The 23,743-nt window shown below is 47.1% G+C and carries 20 protein-coding genes; 5 read left to right on the plus strand and 15 right to left on the minus strand.

Annotated elements, in window-relative coordinates; genetic code table 11:
* Positions 1–2,127 carry a cellulose biosynthesis cyclic di-GMP-binding regulatory protein BcsB gene (locus MKY62_RS21040; RefSeq protein ID WP_011198455.1) on the plus strand — a complete coding sequence of 709 codons (2,127 nt, stop codon included), beginning with the start codon at positions 1–3 and terminating at the stop codon, positions 2,125–2,127.
* A gap of 30 nt (positions 2,128–2,157) precedes the next feature.
* On the opposite strand, the gene MKY62_RS21045 is transcribed toward MKY62_RS21040, so the two are convergent.
* From MKY62_RS21045 to iolA, 15 genes are all read right to left on the minus strand, one after another.
* Positions 2,158–3,447: a valine--pyruvate transaminase gene (locus MKY62_RS21045; protein ID WP_009329973.1), complete on the minus strand. Its 1,290-nt coding sequence runs from the start codon at positions 3,445–3,447 to the stop codon at positions 2,158–2,160.
* The gene (locus MKY62_RS21050) at positions 3,444–4,682 is read right to left on the minus strand and encodes a DUF6421 family protein (protein ID WP_003177793.1); all 1,239 of its coding nucleotides are present in this window, start codon (positions 4,680–4,682) and stop codon (positions 3,444–3,446) included. The genes MKY62_RS21045 and MKY62_RS21050 overlap by 4 nt, the downstream gene beginning before the upstream one ends.
* Positions 4,679–5,245 (minus strand): prephenate dehydratase domain-containing protein, encoded by a 567-nt coding sequence (locus MKY62_RS21055; protein ID WP_016886324.1) that lies wholly within the window; start codon positions 5,243–5,245, stop codon positions 4,679–4,681. Before MKY62_RS21055 ends, MKY62_RS21050 begins: the two co-directional genes overlap by 4 nt.
* 1 nt (position 5,246) lies before the next feature.
* On the minus strand, positions 5,247–6,524 hold the full coding sequence (locus tag MKY62_RS21060; RefSeq protein ID WP_011198458.1) for an ATP-grasp domain-containing protein: 1,278 nt from the start codon (positions 6,522–6,524) through the stop codon (positions 5,247–5,249).
* Complete coding sequence (locus tag MKY62_RS21065) at positions 6,481–7,419, minus strand: EamA family transporter (RefSeq protein WP_003177801.1); 939 nt, start codon at positions 7,417–7,419, stop codon at positions 6,481–6,483. The genes MKY62_RS21060 and MKY62_RS21065 overlap by 44 nt, the downstream gene beginning before the upstream one ends.
* 210 nt (positions 7,420–7,629) lie before the next feature.
* A complete protein-coding gene (gene fba / locus MKY62_RS21070; RefSeq protein ID WP_003177802.1) occupies positions 7,630–8,508 on the minus strand; it encodes a class II fructose-1,6-bisphosphate aldolase in 879 nt (292 codons plus the stop codon).
* Between the two features lie 21 nt (positions 8,509–8,529).
* On the minus strand, positions 8,530–9,366 hold the full coding sequence (gene iolI, locus MKY62_RS21075) for a 2-keto-myo-inositol isomerase (protein WP_003177805.1): 837 nt from the start codon (positions 9,364–9,366) through the stop codon (positions 8,530–8,532).
* A 71-nt stretch (positions 9,367–9,437) separates the two neighbouring features.
* Positions 9,438–10,304: a sugar phosphate isomerase/epimerase gene (locus MKY62_RS21080; protein ID WP_003177808.1), complete on the minus strand. Its 867-nt coding sequence runs from the start codon at positions 10,302–10,304 to the stop codon at positions 9,438–9,440.
* Between the two features lie 23 nt (positions 10,305–10,327).
* On the minus strand, positions 10,328–11,362 hold the full coding sequence (locus MKY62_RS21085; protein ID WP_003177810.1) for a Gfo/Idh/MocA family oxidoreductase: 1,035 nt from the start codon (positions 11,360–11,362) through the stop codon (positions 10,328–10,330).
* A gap of 24 nt (positions 11,363–11,386) precedes the next feature.
* Complete coding sequence (locus tag MKY62_RS21090) at positions 11,387–12,691, minus strand: MFS transporter (RefSeq protein WP_003177812.1); 1,305 nt, start codon at positions 12,689–12,691, stop codon at positions 11,387–11,389.
* 12 nt (positions 12,692–12,703) lie between these two features.
* Positions 12,704–13,606, minus strand: a complete 903-nt coding sequence (gene iolE, locus MKY62_RS21095; RefSeq protein WP_003177815.1) for a myo-inosose-2 dehydratase — start codon at positions 13,604–13,606, stop codon at positions 12,704–12,706.
* 13 nt (positions 13,607–13,619) lie between these two features.
* Positions 13,620–15,533, minus strand: coding sequence for a 3D-(3,5/4)-trihydroxycyclohexane-1,2-dione acylhydrolase (decyclizing) (gene iolD, locus MKY62_RS21100; protein ID WP_003177817.1), 1,914 nt, complete (start codon positions 15,531–15,533; stop codon positions 13,620–13,622).
* A 31-nt stretch (positions 15,534–15,564) separates the two neighbouring features.
* The gene (gene iolC / locus MKY62_RS21105) at positions 15,565–16,542 is read right to left on the minus strand and encodes a 5-dehydro-2-deoxygluconokinase (RefSeq protein ID WP_003177820.1); all 978 of its coding nucleotides are present in this window, start codon (positions 16,540–16,542) and stop codon (positions 15,565–15,567) included.
* A 27-nt stretch (positions 16,543–16,569) separates the two neighbouring features.
* On the minus strand, positions 16,570–17,385 hold the full coding sequence (iolB, locus tag MKY62_RS21110; RefSeq protein ID WP_003177822.1) for a 5-deoxy-glucuronate isomerase: 816 nt from the start codon (positions 17,383–17,385) through the stop codon (positions 16,570–16,572).
* Positions 17,386–17,459: 74 nt separating this feature from the next.
* The gene (gene iolA / locus MKY62_RS21115) at positions 17,460–18,923 is read right to left on the minus strand and encodes a methylmalonate-semialdehyde dehydrogenase (protein WP_003177824.1); all 1,464 of its coding nucleotides are present in this window, start codon (positions 18,921–18,923) and stop codon (positions 17,460–17,462) included.
* Positions 18,924–19,393: 470 nt separating this feature from the next.
* Between iolA and MKY62_RS21120 the strand changes: the two genes are divergently transcribed.
* From MKY62_RS21120 to glpT, 4 genes are all read left to right on the plus strand, one after another.
* Positions 19,394–20,158 (plus strand): DeoR/GlpR family DNA-binding transcription regulator, encoded by a 765-nt coding sequence (locus tag MKY62_RS21120; protein ID WP_003177827.1) that lies wholly within the window; start codon positions 19,394–19,396, stop codon positions 20,156–20,158.
* 83 nt (positions 20,159–20,241) lie between these two features.
* Positions 20,242–21,177, plus strand: coding sequence for an aldo/keto reductase (locus MKY62_RS21125; RefSeq protein WP_011198461.1), 936 nt, complete (start codon positions 20,242–20,244; stop codon positions 21,175–21,177).
* A gap of 255 nt (positions 21,178–21,432) precedes the next feature.
* Positions 21,433–22,326, plus strand: coding sequence for a glycerophosphodiester phosphodiesterase (locus tag MKY62_RS21130; protein WP_009329983.1), 894 nt, complete (start codon positions 21,433–21,435; stop codon positions 22,324–22,326).
* Positions 22,327–22,348: 22 nt separating this feature from the next.
* Positions 22,349–23,707 (plus strand): glycerol-3-phosphate transporter, encoded by a 1,359-nt coding sequence (glpT, locus tag MKY62_RS21135; protein WP_003177833.1) that lies wholly within the window; start codon positions 22,349–22,351, stop codon positions 23,705–23,707.
* Positions 23,708–23,743 lie beyond the last annotated feature (36 nt).

Below are 23,743 nucleotides of genomic sequence, written 5' to 3' on the forward strand. Positions count from 1 at the left end.
TTGAAATATATCATCATATGTCTGGCAAGCTTCTTGCTGATCACGGCGACGGGACAAGCGGCTGCAGCCAAAGACGTTACAGTAGACGGCTCGATCCTGGGGGAAAACAGCCGGGAACAAGCCAAGCAGCAAGTGCTCACAAACGATCTCTTGACTTTATACGGGGCAAAAGACAGCGCCGAGCTGACGTATCAAATACCGGCGGGCGCCTCCTCTACCCATCAGCAGCTTACACTTAAATACGAGGCCTCAGACCTTTTAATCTCACCGTCTTCTTTAACAGCCGAGATTGATGGCGAACCGGTCAAAACGGTTAAGCTTGAAGGGAATAACGGGAAGAAAACGCTGAAGCTCTCGCTGAACAAAAGCCAGTCGTCTCCAGGGTTTCACAGCTTATCACTGAAGTTCTACGGAGTGGTTCATGAAGGCGTCTGCGTCAGACAGGACTCCTCCGGGAACTGGATCAAAATTTATCCGGACAGTCGTCTGAATATCGGGGAAAAGAACGAATCTAAAGGAGCGGCGCTCGAACATTATCCTTATCCGTTCGCCCAGTCCGGCAGCTCCGTGGAAAAAACGGCAATCGTCATTCCGGACCATCCAAGTTCGGCTGAAATCGAAGCGGCAGTTAAAACAGAAGCATACCTCAAAACGGTTGACAACAGCATCAGCACGAAGATCTTGGGTGAATCTGACCTGGCGAAGATCGACAGGCCGACGATTGTGATCGGCGTTCACCATCACTGGAGCGGCAAAGTGAAAAAGCTGTTGAAACAAGCGAAACTCGAAGCAAAAGAAGACAAGCTTTTGCTTGCGAAACGGATGCTCAAAGCAAAGGATAAGCAGCAGCCTGTATTGTTTGCGGCCGCAGCATCTGATGATGTGCTTTCTGAAAAAATCAGCGTCATCACCGACAAAACGTATGCCGCCCAGCTCAGCGGCGACACGCTGGCAATCGGCAAACTTCAGCAGCATAGCAAACGGGGCGGCAGCAAGCTGACACTTGAGGATTTCGGGGCGGGGGATTTGACAATCGGTTCGGGACAGACATCTTCCGAGCATTTTTATTATCCCGCGCCAGCTCTATTAGACAAGAATCAGCCTGCAAAGCTTTCGCTTGCGATGAAAAAATCGAAAACGATTCAAAAGCAGGCCGGCCAAAGCGACTTAGCTGCGGAACAGGCGGAGCTGAAGGTCATGATCAATGGCCAGCCTCATTCCGTCGGACTTGACGATATAGGAAAAGAAGACAAAAACGGCTTTTACCATGTTTCTTTAAAAGTCGATCCGAAACTTTTGCAAAAAAGCCGTTACATTGATATTCAATTTGCCGCTTCAGGCTTGAAAGAGAACAACCCTTGCTACGCGGTGAACGAGGACAAATGGATTTTTATCGATAAACAAAGTGCATTGTCTTACCATGTCAGCGACACGTCAGCTTCAGCAGATTTTCAAGCGTGGCCGCTTCCCTACGCGGGTGATCATAACAATAAAACGCTGATGATCCTGCCCGACAATGCGGATCAGTCGAAGATTGATGAGCTTTCGCTTGTAGTCGGCTCCTTCGGCAGCGAAGCCCGGCAGGCATTCACAGTAAAAACATCCTCGGAAGTCAAACCGGATGACGTGAAAGGAAGAAACGTAATCTTCATCGGAAGCGTCGATCAATTCTCTCTGCTGAAGGAAAAAACAGCCGAATTGGCTGTTCCGACGGCGAAAAACGGAACATTTGATGTGTCATCTTTTCAAATGCTGAATGAAACGACAAAACAAGTCGCGTTTACTCAAACGTCGCTGTGGGATTCAAATTACTCGATGGCTGTTTTCGCGCCGTTTAAAGGGCAAGGCACAGCAGTCACAAAAGAAATGATCAACTTTTTGAACAGCAATGATTTCGCAGCAACCGTTGTGAATGAAACGGACAGCCATCAGCTATTTACAAACCATCAACAGCTGACAGCAAAATCCGCCGAAACCAAGACGGATGATAAACAGGAAAGCAATCAGCAGCATGTGCTGTACATTGCCATCCTGATCGTAATCATAGCGGCAGCGGTTATTTTGATCTTGACAACGGCAAGGCGCAGAAAAAGAAAGGCCAATGCCGGCGGAGGGATTGACGAATAAAACAGGGGCTTGCTTTTAGCCCCTGTTTTTTTATAAGTATTCAACCTGTTTCTCATATACACCCTTCGCAATTTTAGCTAAAACATCGATTCCCCTTATAATATCTTCATCCGCCGCGGTTAGGCTGATTCGTATACACTGGTGTGAATGCGCCAGGCGCCGGGATTGACGGTGAAAGAAAGATGATCCGGGAACGATAATGACTCCATCCGCTTTCATATACTCATACAGCGCTGCATCGGTCACCGGCAGGTCTTCAAACCACAGCCATCCGAAAAGCGATCCTTCCCCTTGATGCAGATACCATTTGATGTCTTCAGGCATCTTGCATAAAAGCGTTTCCTTGAGCAGCATGAATTTATTGCGGTAATATGGCCTGACTTCATTCAGCGACACGTCGGCGAGGCGCCCGTCATTCAATACTGATGCAGCCATATACTGCCCCAGCCTTGAAGAATGGATCGCCGCATTCGACTGAAAAGCTTCCATTGCCTGAATATACCGGGACGGCCCGATGGCGATTCCGATCCTTTCGCCAGGCAGGCCGGCTTTTGAAAGGCTCATACAGTGAATGATCTGCTCGTTGAAAATCGGTTCCATGTCGATAAAGTGAATCGCCGGAAAAGGCGGAGCATATGCGGAATCAATGAACAGCGGAACATTCGCTTCTCGGCATGCGTCTGAAATGAATGCTACATCTTCTTTAGGCAAGATGTTTCCGCAAGGATTGTTCGGGCGCGATAGCAAGACAGCACCGATGCACGGATCGGTCCGCATCCTCTCTAAAAACCCCTTACGGTCGAGCTCATATCGAAACGTATGATCATCCAATTTCGATATGAGCGGAGGGATCCCCTCAATCATCTCCCGCTCCAGTGCCGCCCCGCTGTATCCCGAATAGTCAGGCAGCATCGGGATCAAGGCTTTTTTCATCACAGATCCGCTTCCCATTCCGCAAAACGAATTGATCGCCAGAAAAAACAGCTGCTGGCTTCCGGCTGTAATCAACACGTTCTCTTTTCGAATGCCGGCGCTATACCGCTCTGAAAAGAAGCGGACAACACTTGCAATCAGTTCATCGGTTCCATAGCTCGATCCGTATTGGCCGATCACCGAAGAAAACCTGTCATCGTCAAGGAGATCGGCAAGAGCCGACTTCCACATGGCTGACACGCCGGGCAAAATCATCGGATTGCCCGCACTTAAATTAATGTATGACCGTTCACCGCCGGCCAGGACTTCCTGAATATCGCTCATCACAGCCCTGACCCCTGTTTTCTCAATCATTTTCTCTCCGATTTTGCTTAATGGCGGCTTCACGCTTCCAGTCTCTCCCGTTCAAATCGAAGACGGGCGGTTTCGATTTTCTTATTGATCTCGTCAATGAAATACTGTTCCGGGACGCTGAATCGCTCGCCTTCCCGTCCCGGAGGCAGGTATTGTCTGACATAGCGCTCCGCGGCCTCTTTGTATGCCGTGTCATCCTCGATTTCTTCCAGCTGTTCAATTTCGGCCACAAGCTTTCTTAAATCGTCCATGCAGCGTGGAAGGTCAAGCGACACGCGCTTCTCTTCTCCTTTTTGAATGGAACGGCCGTTTTCAATCATCCAGCTGAACAGAAAATAGCCTGTCCCGGAATCAAAATTCCGCGTTGCATTATGCTGGCTCGGATAGCGCAGCAGCCGCTCATACAAAACAAATTCGATAATTTCCTCCCAGCCGTCATATTGCCGCTCCCACAAGGTCAGGATTGCTTGGCAATCGACCTTGACTTCTTCTAAAATGCCTGCGAAAAAATTCATTTTCGCCTGAATATGGAGATGAAAAGGTTTTTTTCCGCAATGATGAAAATAGTCGTGAAGGTAGCCCCACAACACCCTTGCTTCATATGTGCGGTCGGGGGAAAGCTGAGCCGACTTGAAAGGCGCATGTTCAAAAATGGCCCTCGCTCTTTTGAGCGTGTCCTCATGGTAAATGTGATAAAACTTATTAAAGTAGAAAATCGCGAATGTCTGTGATGTGATTTTCTCTTTTGTTTTCACATTTTCAGGGAAGAATACGATGCATTTTTCTTCCGTGAACCCCTTTGTTCCGGCGAGCAGCTTAAGGGATTGGCAGCCGTTTTCAGGATGAGGCAGATCCTCTTCTATCGGCCTCATCATGGCAGGTTCTTCACGAACGGCTAAAAAGGCTTCAAAATAGCAGCCTTTCGCATGAGGCCCATTCGGCGTCACGATCGGCGCCGCAAAAAAGGTCGTCTCCTGATCATGCGGAGCCCGGTAAGCCGTCAATAACCGGTCAAAATACGGCGTCTCCCCTAATCCGCGGCTGATCCAATCCAAAACGTCCTCTTTAAACGCCTCTTTTGCAGCCGTTAAGTGAACCGCTTCATAAATGGCTCCTGCGTCTTCAATCAATTGCAGCAGAAGCTGTTCCGCCCTTTCGTGATGCTCTGTAATCTGTCCTTTATCATTTTGGTACGTCTGCAATTCATGTATGTTCGGTACAATCTGCTCGTTGACCATGTTTACAATGTCCCCTGTCAAAGTCGTCATCGGCTTCCTCCTTCGATTGATTTAAGCCCGTGGATTGTAAAGCACATCGGTACTTCCCCAAAATCTTTAATGACTTTCAAACGGTGTTCATCGGCTGCTTTAATCGTCGTGATGCAGCCGTCAGCCTCGTTTGAAGCGCAGGCCAGGGCCGCTTGAGCATTGCTGGTGACAAATTGGACTTGACTGCTGAACAGCTTTGCCAGATGAGCCGGAGCAGGGTGTGAAGCGACGATTTGAATATCCGATGCCATCGTGTGCTGTTTTGCGGCAAACACCATGTTGTATGTAGGCATCACAAAACTGTCTATAATCTTTAAGTCCGCTAGATTCTCAAATACGATTTGATGCAAAAACGGGTAAACGGCGCAGCCTAAGAGGACTGAATTTTCTGTCGATTTAACATGGAGCAGCGCTTCTTCCAACGTTTCATAAAGCCTGACTTCCCCGCGGACCCCTTTATTTTTGAGCCATAGCAGGCCGGCTTTTTCACAGTTCGTGCCTTTGGGACCGAGCGTATGGACAATCATCACGGCTTGCTCTTTGTGCACTTTAGTCGAGATCATCTTAACCTCCTATTGTACCCGTCAAATTATTTTGATAAATGATATGAAGCTCATCATCCAGCTCCCGGTAGAAAGCTTCACATTCTTCATAAGAATGATGGCTTGTTAATATAAACCCCGGATAACCGGAAAAGTGCGGGTACGGGAGGATCTTTGCGCCTCTTCTCATAAATTGAAACACCCGCTTAACCTCCTGCCTCTGTTTGACTTCTTCCAGTCCGTCGATTTTTTCAAAAGTGCCGGAGCCCTGTACAGGAATGATATAATTGCCGGCTGTCCTTACAGGCCTGATCTCGCCTTCAAACTCGCTGCTCTCCAGCGGCTTTAATGCATTTTGCAAGACAAGCTGCATAAAGTTGATGCCTGTGCTCTCTTTGACGATGTAATGGGAAACCCCTGAACCGCCGATTCTGGCGCCCACCTCGATAACATAAGGTGTTCCATCCTTGTCCAGCCTCAGCTCTGTATGAGCCGGCCCCTGGTGAATGCCCAGCGCTGAAACGGCGCCCGTCACTTCCTTGACGATCGCAAGGCGCGTCTCTTCTTTCAATTGAGCCGGAGCAATATAGACCCCTTCTTCAAAAAACGGCCCTTTGCTGTTCCCTTTGTATCCAATCGAAAGAACATGTACGTTTCCTTGAATCGACAGCGTTTCAATCGCGAATTCCGGCCCATCGATAAATTGCTCGGCTACGATGCCCGTTTTGCCGTGCACGAATCGATTGAGGTCCCTTTGGTTGACGGCCTCGACTTTCCGGACGGCCTCCTCAAGCTCCTTCCGATCATCAACACGGACGACGCCCTGGCTTGAGAAGCCGTTGACCGGCTTGACGACTAATGGATACGACAGTTTCCTGTTTTCCAGGTCAGCGAGCGTATGGAACTCGTGAAAAACCGGCGTATTCAATCCGTTTTGCTGAAGTATGCTGCGGGTTTTATTTTTATTGCGGCAGTTTTCCATTGTTGTGAAAGGAAGCCCCGGCAGATTCAAAGCTTCAGCAGCTTTTGCCGTGAAAGGCAAAGCCGGTTCAAACAGTGTCATCACGCCGTCAAACGGAAATTCGACAAATGTCTGCCTGACGACATCCATCGCCGCTTCTTCATCTTCAAACAACGGCAGCGGCACACAGCGTTCCACAGCCGGAAGATTGCCCGGGAAATCTTCGGCCGAATTGTAAAAGAACGTGACCTTCAATCCTAAACGCTCAGCTTCTTCAAAAATAAATGGCAGGTGCTTATTTTGACAAATGATGGCCAAGTTTTTGTTTCGTTTCGTCAATTTTCGCGATCCTCTCTTCTTTTTTTAAGTTGATGAACATCACACCGAATATGACAAACAGCGTTCCTAAATAAATATTCGCATTCAGTTTTTCATCCAGAAACAGAAATCCGATATAGAGCGCAATGACAGGGGAGATGAACAAGTGGGAAGTCGCTTTTGAGATGTGCCATTTTTTAAGCAGATAAATGTTGATCCAAAAACCCAAAATCGAGCCGACAACCGCTAAATAAAGCAGCGCATAAAGACTCACACCGGAAAACGTTCTTGTCCCGCTTTCAAAGATGAGGCTGCTGATGAGCAATACCGCTCCGCCGCTCAGCATTGAAAGGGAGTTAAAGCTTAAGATCGGAAGCGAACGAATTCTCTGCTGTACTTTGATTTGAATAAAAGCCGAGCCAAACATCGCACACAAAATCACAATCATTGCGACAATTTCAATAACATCGACTTTGATCAGCAGTTGGTTGCCAAACACGATTGTAATGCCGAGCAAAGCCAGGCATATCCCCCATTTCTGCAGTTTCGTCGCCGGTGTCCCTTTGACGAGGCGGTTGATCATCAGGGCAAAGACTGAAATGCTTGCCGCTAATATAGACACCAACCCGCTCGGCAAATAAAGAGAGGCCCAATAAACAGATCCGAATGGAACGGAAAAATACATGATGCCGTTCAAAAACGACAGCACTAGCAGTTCCTTTGACAGAACAAACTGCCTCCGTGCCAACAGAAACGCCGCGATCAAAATGCTTGCGATCATGAACCGCATGCCGGCGGACCAAAATGGAAGGCTGTCACTCAGCCCGGCTTTTTGAAAAGCCCATGTCGTCCCGCCGATCAAACATAACACGATAAATAAAATATGAACCCGATACTTTAAAACGTTTGTCAGCATATAGCATTCACCTGATTTAGTTATTGTCTTGCTGTCATTTATTTTCAGAAAATAAAATCTTTTCTGATCAAAATGGATTATGAGGGAAATTATAACTATTATATCAATTACAGTCAATCATACTTTTGAACCTTTAGAATATCTTTACAAATACTGCGAACAAAAAAACACTCACTTCGATTAAGTGAGTGGAGGCGATATTGGTTTAGCTTATATTTCTATCTTTTGGGTGCATACCGCTTTTCCGGATGACCCGAATTCTCTCATCTTATGTTTAACCGTTTCTTTGACTGCGCTGATCCCTGGCGTCATATAGGCGCGGGGTTCATATAAATCGGGATTGTCTTTAAATATGCTGCGCGTTTTCTCAGTCCAGGCCACCATGCATTCGGTATTAATGTTGATTTTCGCATGGCCCAGACGGATCGTTCTTGCGATTTGATCAGCCGGGATGCCCGAAGCTCCATGGAGAACGAGCGGAATGTCCGTTACCCGTGAGATTTCTTCCATTTCCTTAAATCCCAAATTAGGCTCGCCTTGATATTTTCCATGAACGGAGCCGAGCGCGGCTGCCAAAGCATCGATACCGGTTTCTTTGACAATCCGCTCGCATTCACCGATGTCGGCATACTGCACTCCGCCGATAAGCCCGTCTTCCATGCCCCCTACGGTGCCAACCTCTGCTTCAACCGAAACATTGCGGACCCCGGCATATGACACGACCTCTTTTGTCATGGCGATATTTTCATCGATTGGTGAATGCGAGCCGTCGATCATGACTGAGCTAAAACCCGCGTCTATCGCTTGCTTGCAGCGCTCCGGACTTTTGCCATGGTCAAGGTGAAGCACGACGGGAACGGAGATCGACATTTCCTCAATCAAAGCCGCAACCATTGCGGAAACCGTTTTAAATCCGCCCAAATAATCGATGAGCCGATCTGAAGCGGCTGCGATGACAGGTGACCGTTCTTCTTCCGCTGCCTCTAGAATCGCTTTTGTCCATTGAAGGCCATTAATATTAAATTGACCGATTGCATAATGATGTTCCTTTGCTTCTTGAAGAAGTTCTTTCATGGAAACGAAAGCCACGTTCACCCCTCCTATCCCGTATTAAATCTTGAAGTATTTTGAAACAACTTCAACTGTTGTTTCTTTGGCCGTTCGAATCGTTTCTTCCGCGCTCAGCTTATAGTATTCAGGTCTGAACAATTCAACTGATACGACATCCGAAAAACCGATGTCTTTCAAAGTTGATAAGTGGGCATCCAAGTCGATGGCTCCCTGTCCCGGCCAAACACGGTCTTCATCTCTTAAAAATCCGATTGGAAAGTCTTCCGTGTCATCGATATGATAAATGAAGATTTTCTTGCCGTCCGCCTTTTTTAAATCCTCAAGACTTGAGCCCATTGCATGGAAATGGAAGCTGTCAAAAACAAGGCCGACATTATCGCGGTTCACGGTCATGACGATGTCATAGGCCTGGCTGAACGTATTGACCGTACACTCCGGGTGACCGACAAACTCGACAGCGATCTTTACGCCGTACGGCTCAGCGATGTCTGACAGCTCTGTCAGCACTTCGACGGAGCTTGCTTTAATATCTTCTTTTAAGATTTTTTGTTCGGTGACAAGCGGTACCGCGACCACGTATTTCACACCAAGCATTTTGCACGTTTCCATCATGCCTTTAAATTCTTCGATGATTTCACGGTGCCCTTTTTCATCGCGGTTGTTGAAAAAGACAAGGGCATTCAAGGCCAGCGGCTTAATATGATGAGTTTGAAAATACTCGGCTAACTCTGAGAGAGCATGGTCTTTTAAGTACTCAGGCAGCTTATCCATCGTCCGGATTTCGATATAATCGTATCCGTGCTTCTCACAGTATTCGAGGTCTTTTGCAAGGTTTGAATTTTCCAACGTCGTTGCTTCATTAAAGCATAGCTTCATATTCGATTCTCCTTCTCTCATATCCTTGTGAAGAGAAGTTCGGCAGGGCGCCGAACTCAGGGGGGGGGGGCTTAGCCTAATAATTCTTGTTTCAATTTTTCAAGCATGAATCTGCTTGATTCATCCGCTCTTTCATCGACCCAAGCAAAAACGGCGTTCGTCGCAATTCCGTCGAACTTCATCTCTCTCAGCTTTCTGAAGATCGTATCAAAATCGACCTCGCCTTGACCAATGTCCAAATGCTGGTGAACCGTTACTTTTGCGTCAGGCGGATTGACGATGTAGCGAAGGCCATGAGCCGCTTTATGATTATACGTATCTGCGAATAAAACATGTGTGAGGCGGTCGCCGGCTTCGTCAAACATTGTCTCGATGTCGCCTTTGCCGTCATCATAAAAGAATGTATGCGCAGTCGAGTAGACAAGATTAATCCAATCCTTGTCAAGCGCGCGGATCATATCCAACGCACCTTTGTGCGTTTCGATAAAATCGTATGGATGGGCTTGAAGATTGAGTTTAATGCCTTCTTTTTCAAAGATTGGCAGAAGCTCATCCATGGATTTGATAAATTTTTCTTCACTTGTTAAAGGATCGTATTTTGAACCGCTGAATTCACTGTTCATCAAATCGACTTCAAGCTCGACCGCAATTTCGATTGCCCTTTTCCAATTGCGCACGGCGGCCTGACGGCGATCTTCATCAGGACCTGCCCAGTGGTAAAGCGGAAGGAGCGATGAAAGCTTAACACCGGTATCTCTTAAAAGCCGCTTTAATTGTTTGATTTTAGCTGAATCGACTTTCGGATATTTATAGAATGGACAAAAATCTTCGCGCGGCGATAGTTCGATATATTCGTAGCCAAGCTCCGCCGTTTTATAGACCGTTTCTTCCAAAGTCAAATCATCACGATACATCGATGGATCCAATGCTAATTTCATACTTTTCACTCCTCGGAATGTTTTTATTTTTTAACAGTTGTGAACGTTTGATAGAATTCCGGCTTCTCCTGAAGCGCCACAGGTTCTTTCTGTCCGGATTCCTGAGCTTTCACACAGGCGTCCGTCGTCACGGCGGCGATATAGCCGTCCCACGCAGTCGGCCCGCTGACCTCGCCTTTCTGTTGGATCGAGTCAATGAAATCTTGAATTTCTACATCGTAAGCGTCTACAAAGCGGCGCTGCCAATCCATGAGGATATCCGTCGAGAATTTGCCGTCTTTTCTGAGAGAGATGCTTGATGGTTCAGGAAGCTTCACGATTCCGTCCTCGCCGACGATTTCACACTGGATATCGTAGCCGTATTTGCAGTTTACATAGATTTCCGCATTGATCACGACTCCGCCTTTTGTTTCGATGATGACGATTTGCGGATCACGCAAATGAGGAAGCGCGTTTTTCGATTTTTTCGGATAAATGACCTGAACGGATTCGTAGTCATCATTAATCAGCCAGTGCAGGGCGTCTATTTCATGGACAAGCGTATCGACGACAGCCATATCTGTTGTATAGTTGTCGCCTACAACCGGGTTGCGGTGCGCACAGTGGATCATGAGGGGCTCGCCGATGACCCGATTGTCGATCGCTTCTTTCAGCTGTACGTAACCGCTGTCATAGCGGCGCATAAAGCCGACTTGAACGAGACGTTTGCCCGCTTTGACTTCTTCATTGACGATCCGCATGCATCCTTCCGCAGTCGTCGCCAGAGGCTTTTCGCAAAATACGAATTTGTTTGCTTTAATCGCTTTCAAAACGCTTGATTCATGTGCCGGTCCCCAGCTTGTTACTAAGACTGCGTCTACATTTTCGGCTGCGATTAGACTGTCGTCATCCGGATAGACCTTGGCGTTCAGGCTGTAGTCCGTTACAACTTGCTGAGCTGCCTCCTGGTTCACATCGGTGACCGCGACAATTTCGCCGCCGGCTAATTTATTTGTGATGCGGTTGATGTGTTCTTTTCCGATTGCTCCTGTACCAATAACACCAATGCGTAGTTTCATTGATAGCCACTCCTTCAAATGTAGTTACATAATTTTTCTTGTTTGCACTTGCCCAGCTTGAGCCGGAGGAGTCCCATACAGCTCTTCCTGAATTTGTTCAAGCGACTTACCGGATGTATTCGGTGCAAAAAAGAGCCCGATGAGCATGCTGGCCGTTACACATCCAAGGAGAATGGCCGCCATAAATGCAATTCCAAAATTCGAGATGATCATTGGAACGAAAAGGCTCCAAGCCCCGATTGAGATACGAACAAGGAAGAACATCAATCCTTGTGCAGATGCGCGATATTCCGTCGGGAAAATTTCACTCGCCCATAATTGATAGTTGGCCTGTTGCCCCGCCCCGTTGTTTATGCCGATCATCACGATAAAGAGGATGAGAATCGGCATGCCCTCTGCCGGAAGCAGAAACAATGACCAGCCGATCACCGCCGCAAATGCGGAGATCCCAAACACTGTCTTCCTGTATTTGTCTGCAAACGGCATGAAGATAAAAGCGACGCCAAGCCCGGTGAAAATAAACAGCCCCATCTGCAAAATATTTGCCATGGTCGCTGATACATCGCCGACCTGCTGATAAATGTAAGGCATAAAAAACCCCATGACACCTGCAGCCAGATTCCAAACCAAGTACACGCCCATTAAGAATAAAATGCTTTTCAAATACTTAGGCTGAAGCAAATCGAGATAAGGCGTCTTCGGCTTCCTGACGGCTTGAGCCATTTCGGATTGATCCTGCCAGGCATCGGATTCCGGCAGCCTTTTCCGCAGAACATAAGTAATCAGTGCGATAACGAGCAAATGCCCAAACACGATTTTATTGCCCAATAAGCCTAAATCACCGAGCAGGACCGACAGCAGCAGAACCACAACCGCTCCCGCAGCCCATGCGACCTGTGCAACCCCGCAATGACGCGCCCTGTTTTTCTTAGGTGCGTTCTCTGCGATGATCGTCCAGGAAGCCGTAATATCAGCTCCTACCGATAAACCGATAATAATGTAACCGCTTAACAAAAAGGGGAAGCTGGTGCCGAATAAAACTAAACAAATGCCCAGTGCATAAACCAGCATACTGTTCGTATAGACAGCCTTTCGGCCAATTTTGTCGGCCAAAAAGCCTCCGAGCAGCGCTCCGATTGCTGCCGAAATGGCGTTGGCGCTAAATGCGCCGAGCAGTCCGATCTGTGTATCAGAAAGCTTCAGGTAACTGACCCATAAAGATAATCCTGCCGATCCTGCGACAATGGAGCCTGCATCAATGTAATTTGCCAAAGCTGCTGCGACGGTTCGTTTATTGAATGGTGAGACTGCTGCACTTCCATTGCTCAATTTAGAGCCCCCTTAATTGGTTGCTGGGACATTCAACAAGTGACGATCGATGTACTTTCTGGCGATCAATGCGTATTCAAGCGGGTTGGCAACATCGGGATCCTGCTCGGCTTCCACTACGATCCAGCCGGAATAGCCGTGCTTTAAAAGCGTTTGATATACTTCTCTAAAGTCGATGCAGCCGTCGCCTGGAACTGTGAACATCCCTTGCAGAAACGCCTGTTGGAACGAATTTCCTTCCCGCTTGCATTTCTCCATGATCTTAAGGCGCGCGTCTTTAAAATGAACGTGCCTAATACGGTCAATATGCTTCTCTAAAATGTTCATATAATTTCCATCTGAAATGTAGGCATGCCCCGTATCGTACAGAAGGTGCACAAGTGCCGGGTCAGTTCCCGCCATGAGCCGGTCCACCTCTTCCTCTGTCTGCACGCCTGTGCCGAGGTGGTGATGGTAGACAAGCTTCAGTCCGTAACGGCCGGCGATTTCCCCGAGGTGATTTAAACCTTCAAATAGCCGCTGCCATTCTTCATCGGTGAAATAAGGCTTTTCTTTAAACACGTTTTTATCCAAGCCCTGCACACTGTACGTCTGTTCTGATACGACCGCCACATCGGCATGGACGTCTTTTAAGTACTGGCAGTGAGCCGCAAATTCCTTGGCTGCTTCTTCAATGCCGTCCCGAATGATATAGCTGCTGAACCACTTGCCGGCAATCCTTAGATTCCTCAGCTCGAGCTCTTTATTGAGAATGGCCGGTTCCGGAAAAAAGCCGCCCACTTCCGTGCCTTGAAAGCCCGCAACAACAATGTCGCTCAACAAATGCTGAAGTGTGTTTCCCGCGCCGATTTCCGGAATATCATCGTTCCGCCATCCTATGGGGGCGATGCCCCATAGAATTTGTGTCTTGCCCATCCTGGTGCCTCCTTTAATACTGCTTTGCAGATTCCAGCATTTTTTCTTTTGCTTTATACGCCTTTTGCACGCTTTCCTGTTCGGAAACCTCTGCAACACCTACGTGCCACCAGCTGTCATAGCCGTCCGTCATCGTTTTCGGCAGCACCTTCATTTCAATCAATGTTGAGACATCTTGTTTTTTGGCATCTTCCAGCGCCGCTTTTAATTCTTCAATCGTGTTCGCTTTGTAGGTTTTCGCTCCATAGCCTTCGGCCACTTTCGCATAATCGACATTGAGAATCTGATTGTCTGCTGTTCTGAATTCACAGTAGTAGCTGCCGCTTCCATGGTCCATTTGCAGATTGTTGATGCAGCCGAATCCTGAGTTGTCAAAGAGCAGCACGTTAATTTTTTTATTATATTGGATTGCTGTAATGAGCTCTGAGTGGAGCATCAGGAAGCTTCCGTCTCCGACCAGTGAATAAACTTCTCTATCAGGATGCGCCAATTTCAAGCCGAGCGTTCCCGATACTTCATATCCCATGCAGGAATAGCCGTATTCCAGGTGGTACGTATTCGGTACGTTTGAATGCCACAGCCGCTGCAGATCTCCCGGCAAAGAGCCTGCTGAACAAATGACGACGCTGTCCGGATCAACTGTTTCATTGATGGCGAGCAATGCCGTTGTTTGCGGCAGTTCGGTTTGCAGCACATCCGCATATTCGTTGAGTATGTCTTGAGAAAAGTGATCTTTAATTTCAGGAGTGAAGTTTTCGCGCTTAAATGTTACCTTGCTTAAGCGGTCGCGTTCAGCAAGCCATTCGTCTTTCAGCTCCTTGATGGTTGAACCGAACTCGCTCTTATAGCCTTCCAATAAGCCGTGCAGTTTGCCGAGCGTTACTTTTGCATCGGCAACGACTTGGAAAGCATCCAGTTTATAAGCCTGCATTCTGCTGACATTAATGTTTAAAAATTTTGCGTTGTCAAAGTCAAAAGCGGTTTTTGATGATGTCGCAAAATCGGTATAGCGCGTGCCAATTCCGATGATCAGGTCTGCCCCGCGAGCCGCTTTGTTTGCCGCCAGCGTACCGGTGATTCCCATTCCGCCCAAATTGTTGGCAAAATCGGCTTCTACTGTGGATTTACCGGCCTGGGTTTCTACCAGCGGAATATTGTAAGCTTCAGACATGGCGATCAATTCGTCGCGCGCGCCGGAATATTTCGCTCCGCCGCCGACCAAGATGAGCGGTTTTTTGCTCGACTTGATCAGTTCTGCCGCTCCCTTCAGTTCACGCTCGCTCGGCTCTTTGCGATCAACATAGTGAACGCGTTTTTCAAAAAAGCTTTCATCGAAATCATAGGCCTCGCCTTCAACATCTTGAGAAATGCAAATCGTTGCAGGACCAGCTTTTGCAGGGTCTGTCATTACTTCAAAAGCGCGAATCAGACTGCTCATCAACTGTTCAGGGCGCGTAATACGGTCCCAATACCTCGAAACAGGCTTCAATGCATCGTTCGTCGTAATCGCCGCACTGTATTCCTGCTCTACTTGCTGAAGAACAGGATCAGGCTGTCTCGTGGCAAATGTATCGGCTGGAATCAAGAGGACTGGAATGTTGTTCGCAAGCGCAGTACCTGCGGCTGCCACAAGGTTAGCTGCTCCCGGTCCGACTGATGTCGACACGGCATAGATCTTCCTTCTCAGCATTTGCTTGCTGTAAGCCATTGCTGCATGCGCCATTCCCTGCTCATTTTTGCCTTGAAACACCTTTAAGTGGCCGGCATCCTGTTCAAGCGCCTGGCCGATTCCAACGACGTTCCCATGGCCAAAAATCGTAAAGATTCCCTCGACAAACGGAGTTTCTTCTCCATCTACATGGATGTACTGCTGATTTAAGAACTTAATTAACGCTTGTGCTGTGGTTAAACGTATTTTCTTGCCCACAAACGATCCCACCTTTATTCATATTCTTCATTTAAGACTGAGCCGCAATAAGCTCTTCAATCTCGGCGACTGTCGGCATCGCTTCAGATGAGCTGTGCTTTGAAACAACAATCGAGGCGGAAGCGCTTCCGTATTTCAGCGCGGTTTCAATATCTTTGCCTGAAACGAGTCCGTAGAGGAAGGCGGAGGCGTATGAATCGCCCGCTCCAAACGTTTTCAAGACCTTCGTTTTGTACGCTTTCGCCCGGAAGACGTCCCCGGATTTGCTGTATGCATATGAACCTTCGACACCGTGCTTGATAACGACAAGATCTGCGGAATGTGCAAATAAATGCTGAACAGATTCTTCATTGCTGCCGCGGCTCTTATTTTCCATTACATCAAACTCATCACGCGTCCCGATGACAATGTCTGATTGTTCGGCAACAAGCGTATAGTAGACGGCCGTTTCCTCCGCAGATGTCCACGTATATGGACGATAGTCAAGCTCAAAGACCACTTTCACTTGATGCTTTTTCGCCAGCTGTACGGCTTTCAGCACCGCTTCGCGGGAAGGGCTTTTAGCCAGCGCCGTACCTGACACAAGAAGCATCTTCGATTTGGCAATATAGTCTTCGTTCACTTCAGAAGGGGCAAGGTAAAGATCTGCAACATCATCCCTGTACATTAAAATGCTGCATTCTTCAGGGCTTAAAATTTCTGTGAAAGCAAGCCCAGCTTTATGTCCGTCTTTATCAACCGCCATTTGTGACGTATCGACACCTGTATTTCTCATATAGGTTTCGATGAATCTGCCGTGCTGGTCATCCGGAATCTTCCCGATAAATCCGGTCTTCAAGCCTAATTTGGAACTGCCGATTGCAATATTAGCCGGGGAGCCGCCGACATATTTTGAAAATGTCATCGTCTGCTCCATCGGCCTGTTGTATTCGACTGCGTTTAAATCGATGCATGCGCGGCCGATCGCTACAATGTCAAATTCTTTCTCTTCATTAAACGTATACTTCATCTTCAACAGCCTCTCCTTGCCTTATTGTTAGCGTTCCAAAATCCATTCATGGTCAGGGTCGTTATGAAACTTCCATTTACGCGTCGGCCCTGCCATCACGTTTAAATAATAGGATGTGTATCCGTCAGGCACCCCGACAGGATGGTATCCGGCCGGCACGATGACAACGTTTCCATTTTCAACAGTCATCGTCTCGTCGATGGAACGGTCATCCGTGTATACGCGCTGAAATACGAAGCCTTGCTGCGGATCAAGTTCATGGTAGTATGTTTCTTCTAAAAAGGACTCTTCAGGCAGGTTGTCTTGGTCATGCTTGTGCGGCGGATAGCTGGACCAGTTTCCGCTTTCAGTGTAGACTTCGACGACTAAAAGACTGTTCGCTGAAGGATCTGAATCCGGAAGTATGTTATGGACGGTTCGTTTATTGCTGAATTTTCCCCGGTTCTCAATACCGTTGTCTTCAGCTTTGATCAGTTTCGTCGGAAGCTGGTTTTCAGAAGGTGAATAGCACAGGGCAACTCTTGCCTCTGTAACGGCGGTAATGCCGAACTTGCGGTCATTTGACACATATACGCTGTCGGTCGGCTTTCTTTCGAAAACGCTTTCTCTCGTGCCGATATTTTCAAATGTCTGTTCATGATCGGTTGCGGTAATCTTTCCGGTAAGCGCGACGATGCAGCATTCTTGTTTGCTCAGCGATTCTTCATAGCTGGATCCCGGTGCAAGATCAAGGACTTTAAACTCGACATAACTTAGATCGGAATTCGATTTTTTCACTTCGTGTACAAGCTTCACGCCTTGTGACAGCTCATTCGCCTGCGGCTTGCGCAACAAATGACTCATGGATAAAGCCTCCTTTTCAAACTTGAAACATGATCCGAACAGCGCGGGAACCGCACCGCCCGGTTTTTTCACAATTAATTGAAGTCAGGCGCCGGATATCTTGCAGTGACGACCTTTTTGCGCGTATAGAAATCGACGCTGTCTTTTCCGTTGGCATGCAATGTACCAAAGAACGAAGACTTCCATCCGGAGAACGGGAAGAATGCCATCGGAGCCGGTACACCCAGGTTGATGCCGAGCATTCCCGCATCAATGTTTTCACGGAAATAGCGGATCGCATTCGAATTCGATGTGAACAAGCATGCGCCGTTTGCAAATTCGGACTGGTTGGCGATCTCAACCGCTTCTTTCAAGTTCTTCACACGGATGACCGATAGTACAGGAGCAAAAATTTCGTCCTTCCAGATCGTCATATCAGTTGTGACATTGTCAAAGATTGTCGGGCCGACGAAATAGCCTTCATCTGTAACATTTTCGCGTCCGTCGCAGACAAGTCTCGCACCCTCTTCAATTCCTTTTTGTATATAGCCGAGTGTGCGTTTCTTGTTGTCTTCGCGAATGACAGGCCCGAGGAATACACCGTCGTCAAGTCCGTTTCCGATTTTGACTTCAGATGCTTTCTGAACCAATTTTTCCATGAACTCATCTGCAATTCCTTCTTCAACCGTTACTACTGCGCATGCCATGCAGCGTTCGCCGGCAGATCCGAAAGCAGCGCCGATAATATTTGTTACCGTATCTTCAAGGTTGGCATCGTTCAGAACGATGGTGTGGTTTTTAGCGCCTGTCAGCGATTGAACGCGTTTCAGATTTTCGCTTCCTTTTTTATAGACATATTCTCCGACCGGTTTTGAACCGACGAATGAAATCGCTTTAATTTCCGGGTGTTCGAGAATGCCGTTTACTACATCATGCGCGCCGTATACCACATTGAAGACCCCTTTTGGAAGTCCGGCTTTTTCAAACAGTTCAACTAGCTTTTCCGTCAAAAGCGGCGTCCGTTCGGAAGGCTTCAGAATAAATGTGTTTCCTAACGCAATGGCCATTGGGAACATCCAGCATGGTACCATCATCGGGAAGTTAAATGGTGCAATTCCGCCGACGACTCCGATCGGGTACCGGTAGTTCGCCGCTTCAACATCGGTTGCAATTGTAGCAAGTGAATCTCCCATCATCAGTGAAGGCGCTCCAGCTGCAAACTCGACATTCTCGATGCCGCGTCCAACTTCACCCAACGCTTCTTTCGTGTTTTTTCCGTTTTCAATCGTGATGAGGTGGGCAAGCTCCTCTTTATGCTGAGTTAAAAGCTGCTGAAAGTTAAATAGAATTCTTGCCCGGCGCGGAACAGCCACTTTTGACCATGTTTTAAACGCTTCAGCCGCTGTTTGCGCTGCGTATTCTATATCCTCTCGCGTCGAAATCGGCACTTGGCACAGCACTTCTTTCGTCGCTGGATTGACTACATCTTCATATTTGTCGGTTTTGCTTTCAACCCATTCTCCATTAATATAGTTTCTTAACTTTCTGATTTCTGCCATTCTTATAACCTCCTTGAATATTAAACATCTCCTGGTACAGATGGGGCAGGTTTCAACCATTATGTATGAATGCCGAACAGCTCTTCATTGCACAACGGATTTTCGCAAAAAACAGGAATTAAACGCTTACAAAAGAAATTAATGAATAGAACTATGATTTTATCCAAAGAACCATGACGCAATAAAACATTTACACATCAGAAATTTCTCAACATTATCACGTTTTGGTCACTTCTTGGTTATATTTTAATCCGGCCTTACCCATAAGTCAATCAAAATCATTAAATTTTTCTTTTGTAAGATTTGTAGAAAACGTTAAAATGATTTAGGGAAACATTGTATAATAAAAAGAAACAGGGCAAATCTTGCAAAAAATAATCACCAATGGTATCATTTTTTAAGCAATTATTGGTTAACTTTTGGGTTCGTCATATATATTTAGTCAAATATACTAGAAGGAGATACTTAGTATGAAGTTAATGCGGATTAAAGAAATGGAAGATTATATTTTGACCAATGGCACCGTTTCGCTTGATGAACTATGCCAGGTCTTTAATGTTTCAAAAAACACGGTCAGACGCGACATTAACAAGCTGACCGAGAAAGGAGTTATAAAAAAAGTCTACGGCGGCGTAACAGCGATCGAAAAAACGGCCTTGATCCCTTTTGAAAACAGAACCATTCAAAACAAGGATGCCAAGACAAAAATCGCGCGCTATGCTTCACGCTTTATTGAAGACCATGACCTGATTTTTATTGATTCCGGCACAACGACCCGATCCATATTGGAAACTCTTGATCCAAATAAAAATGTAACCGTTTTAACGAACAGCCTCGACATTATCAACGCTGCTGCAGCGATGCAAAATATAAACTTGATCATCATCGGCAGCAACTACAAACGGAAAACGCAGTCCTTCGTCGGCATGGATGATCCGGGAACGCTGGATAAATATAATATTAATAAAGCTTTCATGTCGGCAACCGGCGCAACACTTACCCATGGACTGACAAACTCCGATCTGCTTGAATATGAAATTAAAAAGAAAATATCCGAAAAAGCAAAACAAGTATATTTGCTGGCCGACCATTCCAAATTCGGGAAGTCGACCCTGCTGACGTACGCGCCGTTTGACAGATTGCACGCGATCGTCACATCTCAGGCGCTTGATGAGGAATATCACGTGTACTGTAAAGATCGCAAAATTGAAATCCATTTGGCAAAACATGTATAGTTGAAGCGGACACCCTTGACCGGCTGTTTCCAAGCGGCCGGCCAAGTTTATTTATCTACACATCATATCAGGAGGGGAATTCAATGAAAAAAGTTAAAGTTGGCAAATCAGACTTGCACGTATTTCCGATTGGTTTGGGAACCAATGCTGTCGGAGGACATAACCTTTATCCGAATCTCAATGAAGAAACGGGAAAAGAATTGGTGCGGGAAGCAATAAGAAACGGCGTCACTTTTTTAGATACCGCCTACATATACGGCATCGGCCGTTCCGAGGAATTAATCGGCGAAGTCCTTAAAGAATTCAACCGCGAAGATGTCGTGATTGCAACAAAAGCCGCCCATAAGAAAGAAGGAGACGATTTTGTCTTTGACAACTCTCCCGCATTTTTGAAAAAGTCCGTCGAAGAAAGCCTGAAGCGGCTGCAAACTGACTACATCGACCTTTTCTATATCCATTTTCCTGATGAAAATACGCCGAAAGACGAAGCGGTTCAGGCGCTCCATGAACTGAAGCAGGAAGGCAAAATCAGAGCAATCGGTGTATCCAACTTTTCTCTTGAGCAGCTGAAAGAAGCGAACAAAGACGGATTGGTGGATGTGCTCCAAGGCGAATACAACCTGCTGAACAGGGAAGCTGAGACGACATTCTTCCCGTATACACAGGAGCATAACATCTCATTTGTTCCTTACTTCCCGCTCGTCTCCGGATTGCTCGCCGGAAAATACAGCGAAGATACAACGTTCCCGGAAGGCGACCTGAGAAGAGAAATGGAAAACTTCCAAGGCGAACGCTTCAAAGAAAACATTAGAAAAGTGAACCAGCTTGCGCCGATCGCGGAAAAACATAATGTCGACATCGCCCATATCGTCTTGGCCTGGTACTTGGCGCGGCCTGAAATCGACGTGTTGATCCCGGGCGCCAAACGCGCTGATCAGCTGATCGACAACCTCAAAACGGCAGAAGTCAATCTGTCTCAAGAGGACATTGATTTCATCGACCGGCTGTTTGCCCGCTAAATGATCAGGAAACCTATCTTAAAAGATAGGTTTCTTTATTTTTAAAATCCTGTTGACAGCGCTTCCATTTTTGATATGATAGGAAAGAAGTTAATACAAGTGACGGAGAATGGGAGATTCACAATAAGACCCTCTTGTGCCAGGGGTTTTTTTGTGGATCTCTTTTTCTTCGTCATCTAAGAGGGGGCGAAAGCAATCGTAATGAATAGACGGCACCTTTATTCTGTATAACAGCTTGAAAGGAGAGATCATGTTATGAAAAGACTAGTCCGCAGCATCTTCCTTATAACGGCCGCAATCGCTGCTTTTGGTTTTGGATTCAGCGGGCATGCGGAGGCGGCAAGCCATTCCCAGCCGCAGCTCAATCCGAACAAGCTACTAAATGTCGCGCACCGCGGCGCATCGGGGCATGCTCCCGAGCACACGCTTTTGGCTTATAAGCTTGGACAAAAAATGAAAGGCGATTACATAGAAATCGATCTTCAAATGACAAAAGACGGCCACTTGGTCGCCATGCACGATGAGACATTGGATCGTACGACTAATGGTACGGGTTTTGTCAAAGACTATACGCTGAAAGAAATCAAAGAGCTTGATGCAGGCTCCTGGTTTAACGAAGCATATCCTGAGCGGGCAAAACCGGAGTACGCCGGGCTGAAAGTGCCCACCCTTGAAGAAATCATCCAAACATTCGGGAGAAGCGCGCGCTACTATATCGAAACAAAATCACCGGAAGACTATGATCATATGGAAGAAAAGCTCCTGGACATCCTGAAGCAATACAAATTGACCGGAGCAGACATTCATTCAAGCAAAGTCATCATTCAATCTTTTAGTCCTGAAAGCTTAAAAATCATTCATAACGCTAATCCAAACATTCCGCTAGTGCAATTATTATGGTACGACAAACCTGCTGCCATTACTGACGCCGAATTAAAACAATATCAATCTTACAGCGTCGGACTCGGCATGAACTTTGACCGCATTGGCCGGGCATACGTGCAAAAGATTCGACGCACCGGCATGCTGGTCCATCCTTATACTGTGAATAAAAAAGAAGATATGAAGCGGCTGCTCGATTGGGGAGCGACCGGAATGTTCACCAACTTTCCGGACCGGCTGCGCGATGTTTTGCGCGAAAAGAAGTAAATGAATAAAGAAGGGGAATACCATGTTAAAACTGTTTAAGCCAGCACCGCCGATTGAGCGGCTGCCGGAAGATCAAATTGATTCGGAATATAAGAAATTCAGACTGCAAGTTTTTCTCGGCATCTTCATCGGTTATGCGGCATACTATTTAATTCGCAAAAATTTCTCGCTTGCCATGCCTTATTTGATCGAAGAGGGCTTTTCAAAGTCGGCGCTCGGCTTTGCCTTGTCCGCTCTATCCATCTCTTACGGGCTGAGCAAGTTCGTGATGGCCACGATATCGGACCGGAGCAATCCGAGGATGTTCCTGCCCGCCGGTTTGATCCTTTCCGCTGTCATCAGCCTCTTGATGGGGTTTGTTCCTTTTTTCACCTCATCGATCGCAATTATGTTTATCATGCTGTTCTTAAACGGCTGGTTCCAGGGCATGGGATGGCCGCCGTCAGGGCGTGTCCTTGTCCACTGGTTCAGCGTCAGCGAAAGGGGAAATAAAACCGCCATATGGAATGTCGCCCACAATGTCGGCGGGGGACTGATGGCGCCGATTGCCGTTGCCGGCGTCGCCATCTTCTCAGGCATAACGGGATCTGCTACAGGCTATGAAGGTGTGTTTATTTTGCCGGCCTTGGTCGCCATCGCCGTTGCCGTCATTTCTTACTGGCTGATCCGGGATACGCCGCAGTCTGTCGGACTTCCTCCAATCGAGGAATACCGCAACGATTATTCAAGCAAATCGAAGAAAACCTTTGAAAAGGAATTATCAACGAAAGAAATCCTTTTCAAACATGTATTAAATAATAAATGGGTGTGGGCGATCGCACTTGCCAACATTTTCGTGTACTTCGTCCGCTACGGCGTTCTGGATTGGGCTCCAACCTATTTAAGCGAAGAAAAAGGCTTTGACATGAGCAAATCAAGCGTCGCTTATTTTCTGTATGAATGGGCGGGGATTCCGGGGACATTGCTGTGCGGCTGGATCTCTGACAAATGGTTTAAAGGACGCCGCGGACCGGCAGGCTTTGTCTTTATGGCAGGTGTTTTGATCGCGGTGCTTGTGTACTGGTTCAACCCAGCCGGCAATCCGATGATCGACATGGCATCATTGATCGCGATCGGATTCCTCATTTACGGTCCCGTCATGCTGATCGGCCTTCAAGCGCTTGACTTTGTTCCTAAAAAAGCGGCCGGCACGGCTGCAGGATTGACCGGTCTGTTCGGTTACCTGGGCGGAACCTTGACGGCGAATGCGCTGATGGGTGTTATCGTCGATGCATCCGGCTGGAATGCGGGCTTTACGCTTTTAACCGCTTCATGTGCAATCGCAGCACTCATATTTGCGATGACTTGGAATGTGCGGGGACAGGAAGTTGTGAAGCATTAACATCAAAAAAAAGATACATCTCGCAAGAAGCTGAGA

It is taken from the genome of Bacillus sp. FSL R7-0646 (assembly GCF_037969865.1).
Taxonomy (GTDB): Bacteria; Bacillota; Bacilli; order Bacillales; family Bacillaceae; genus Bacillus; species Bacillus licheniformis.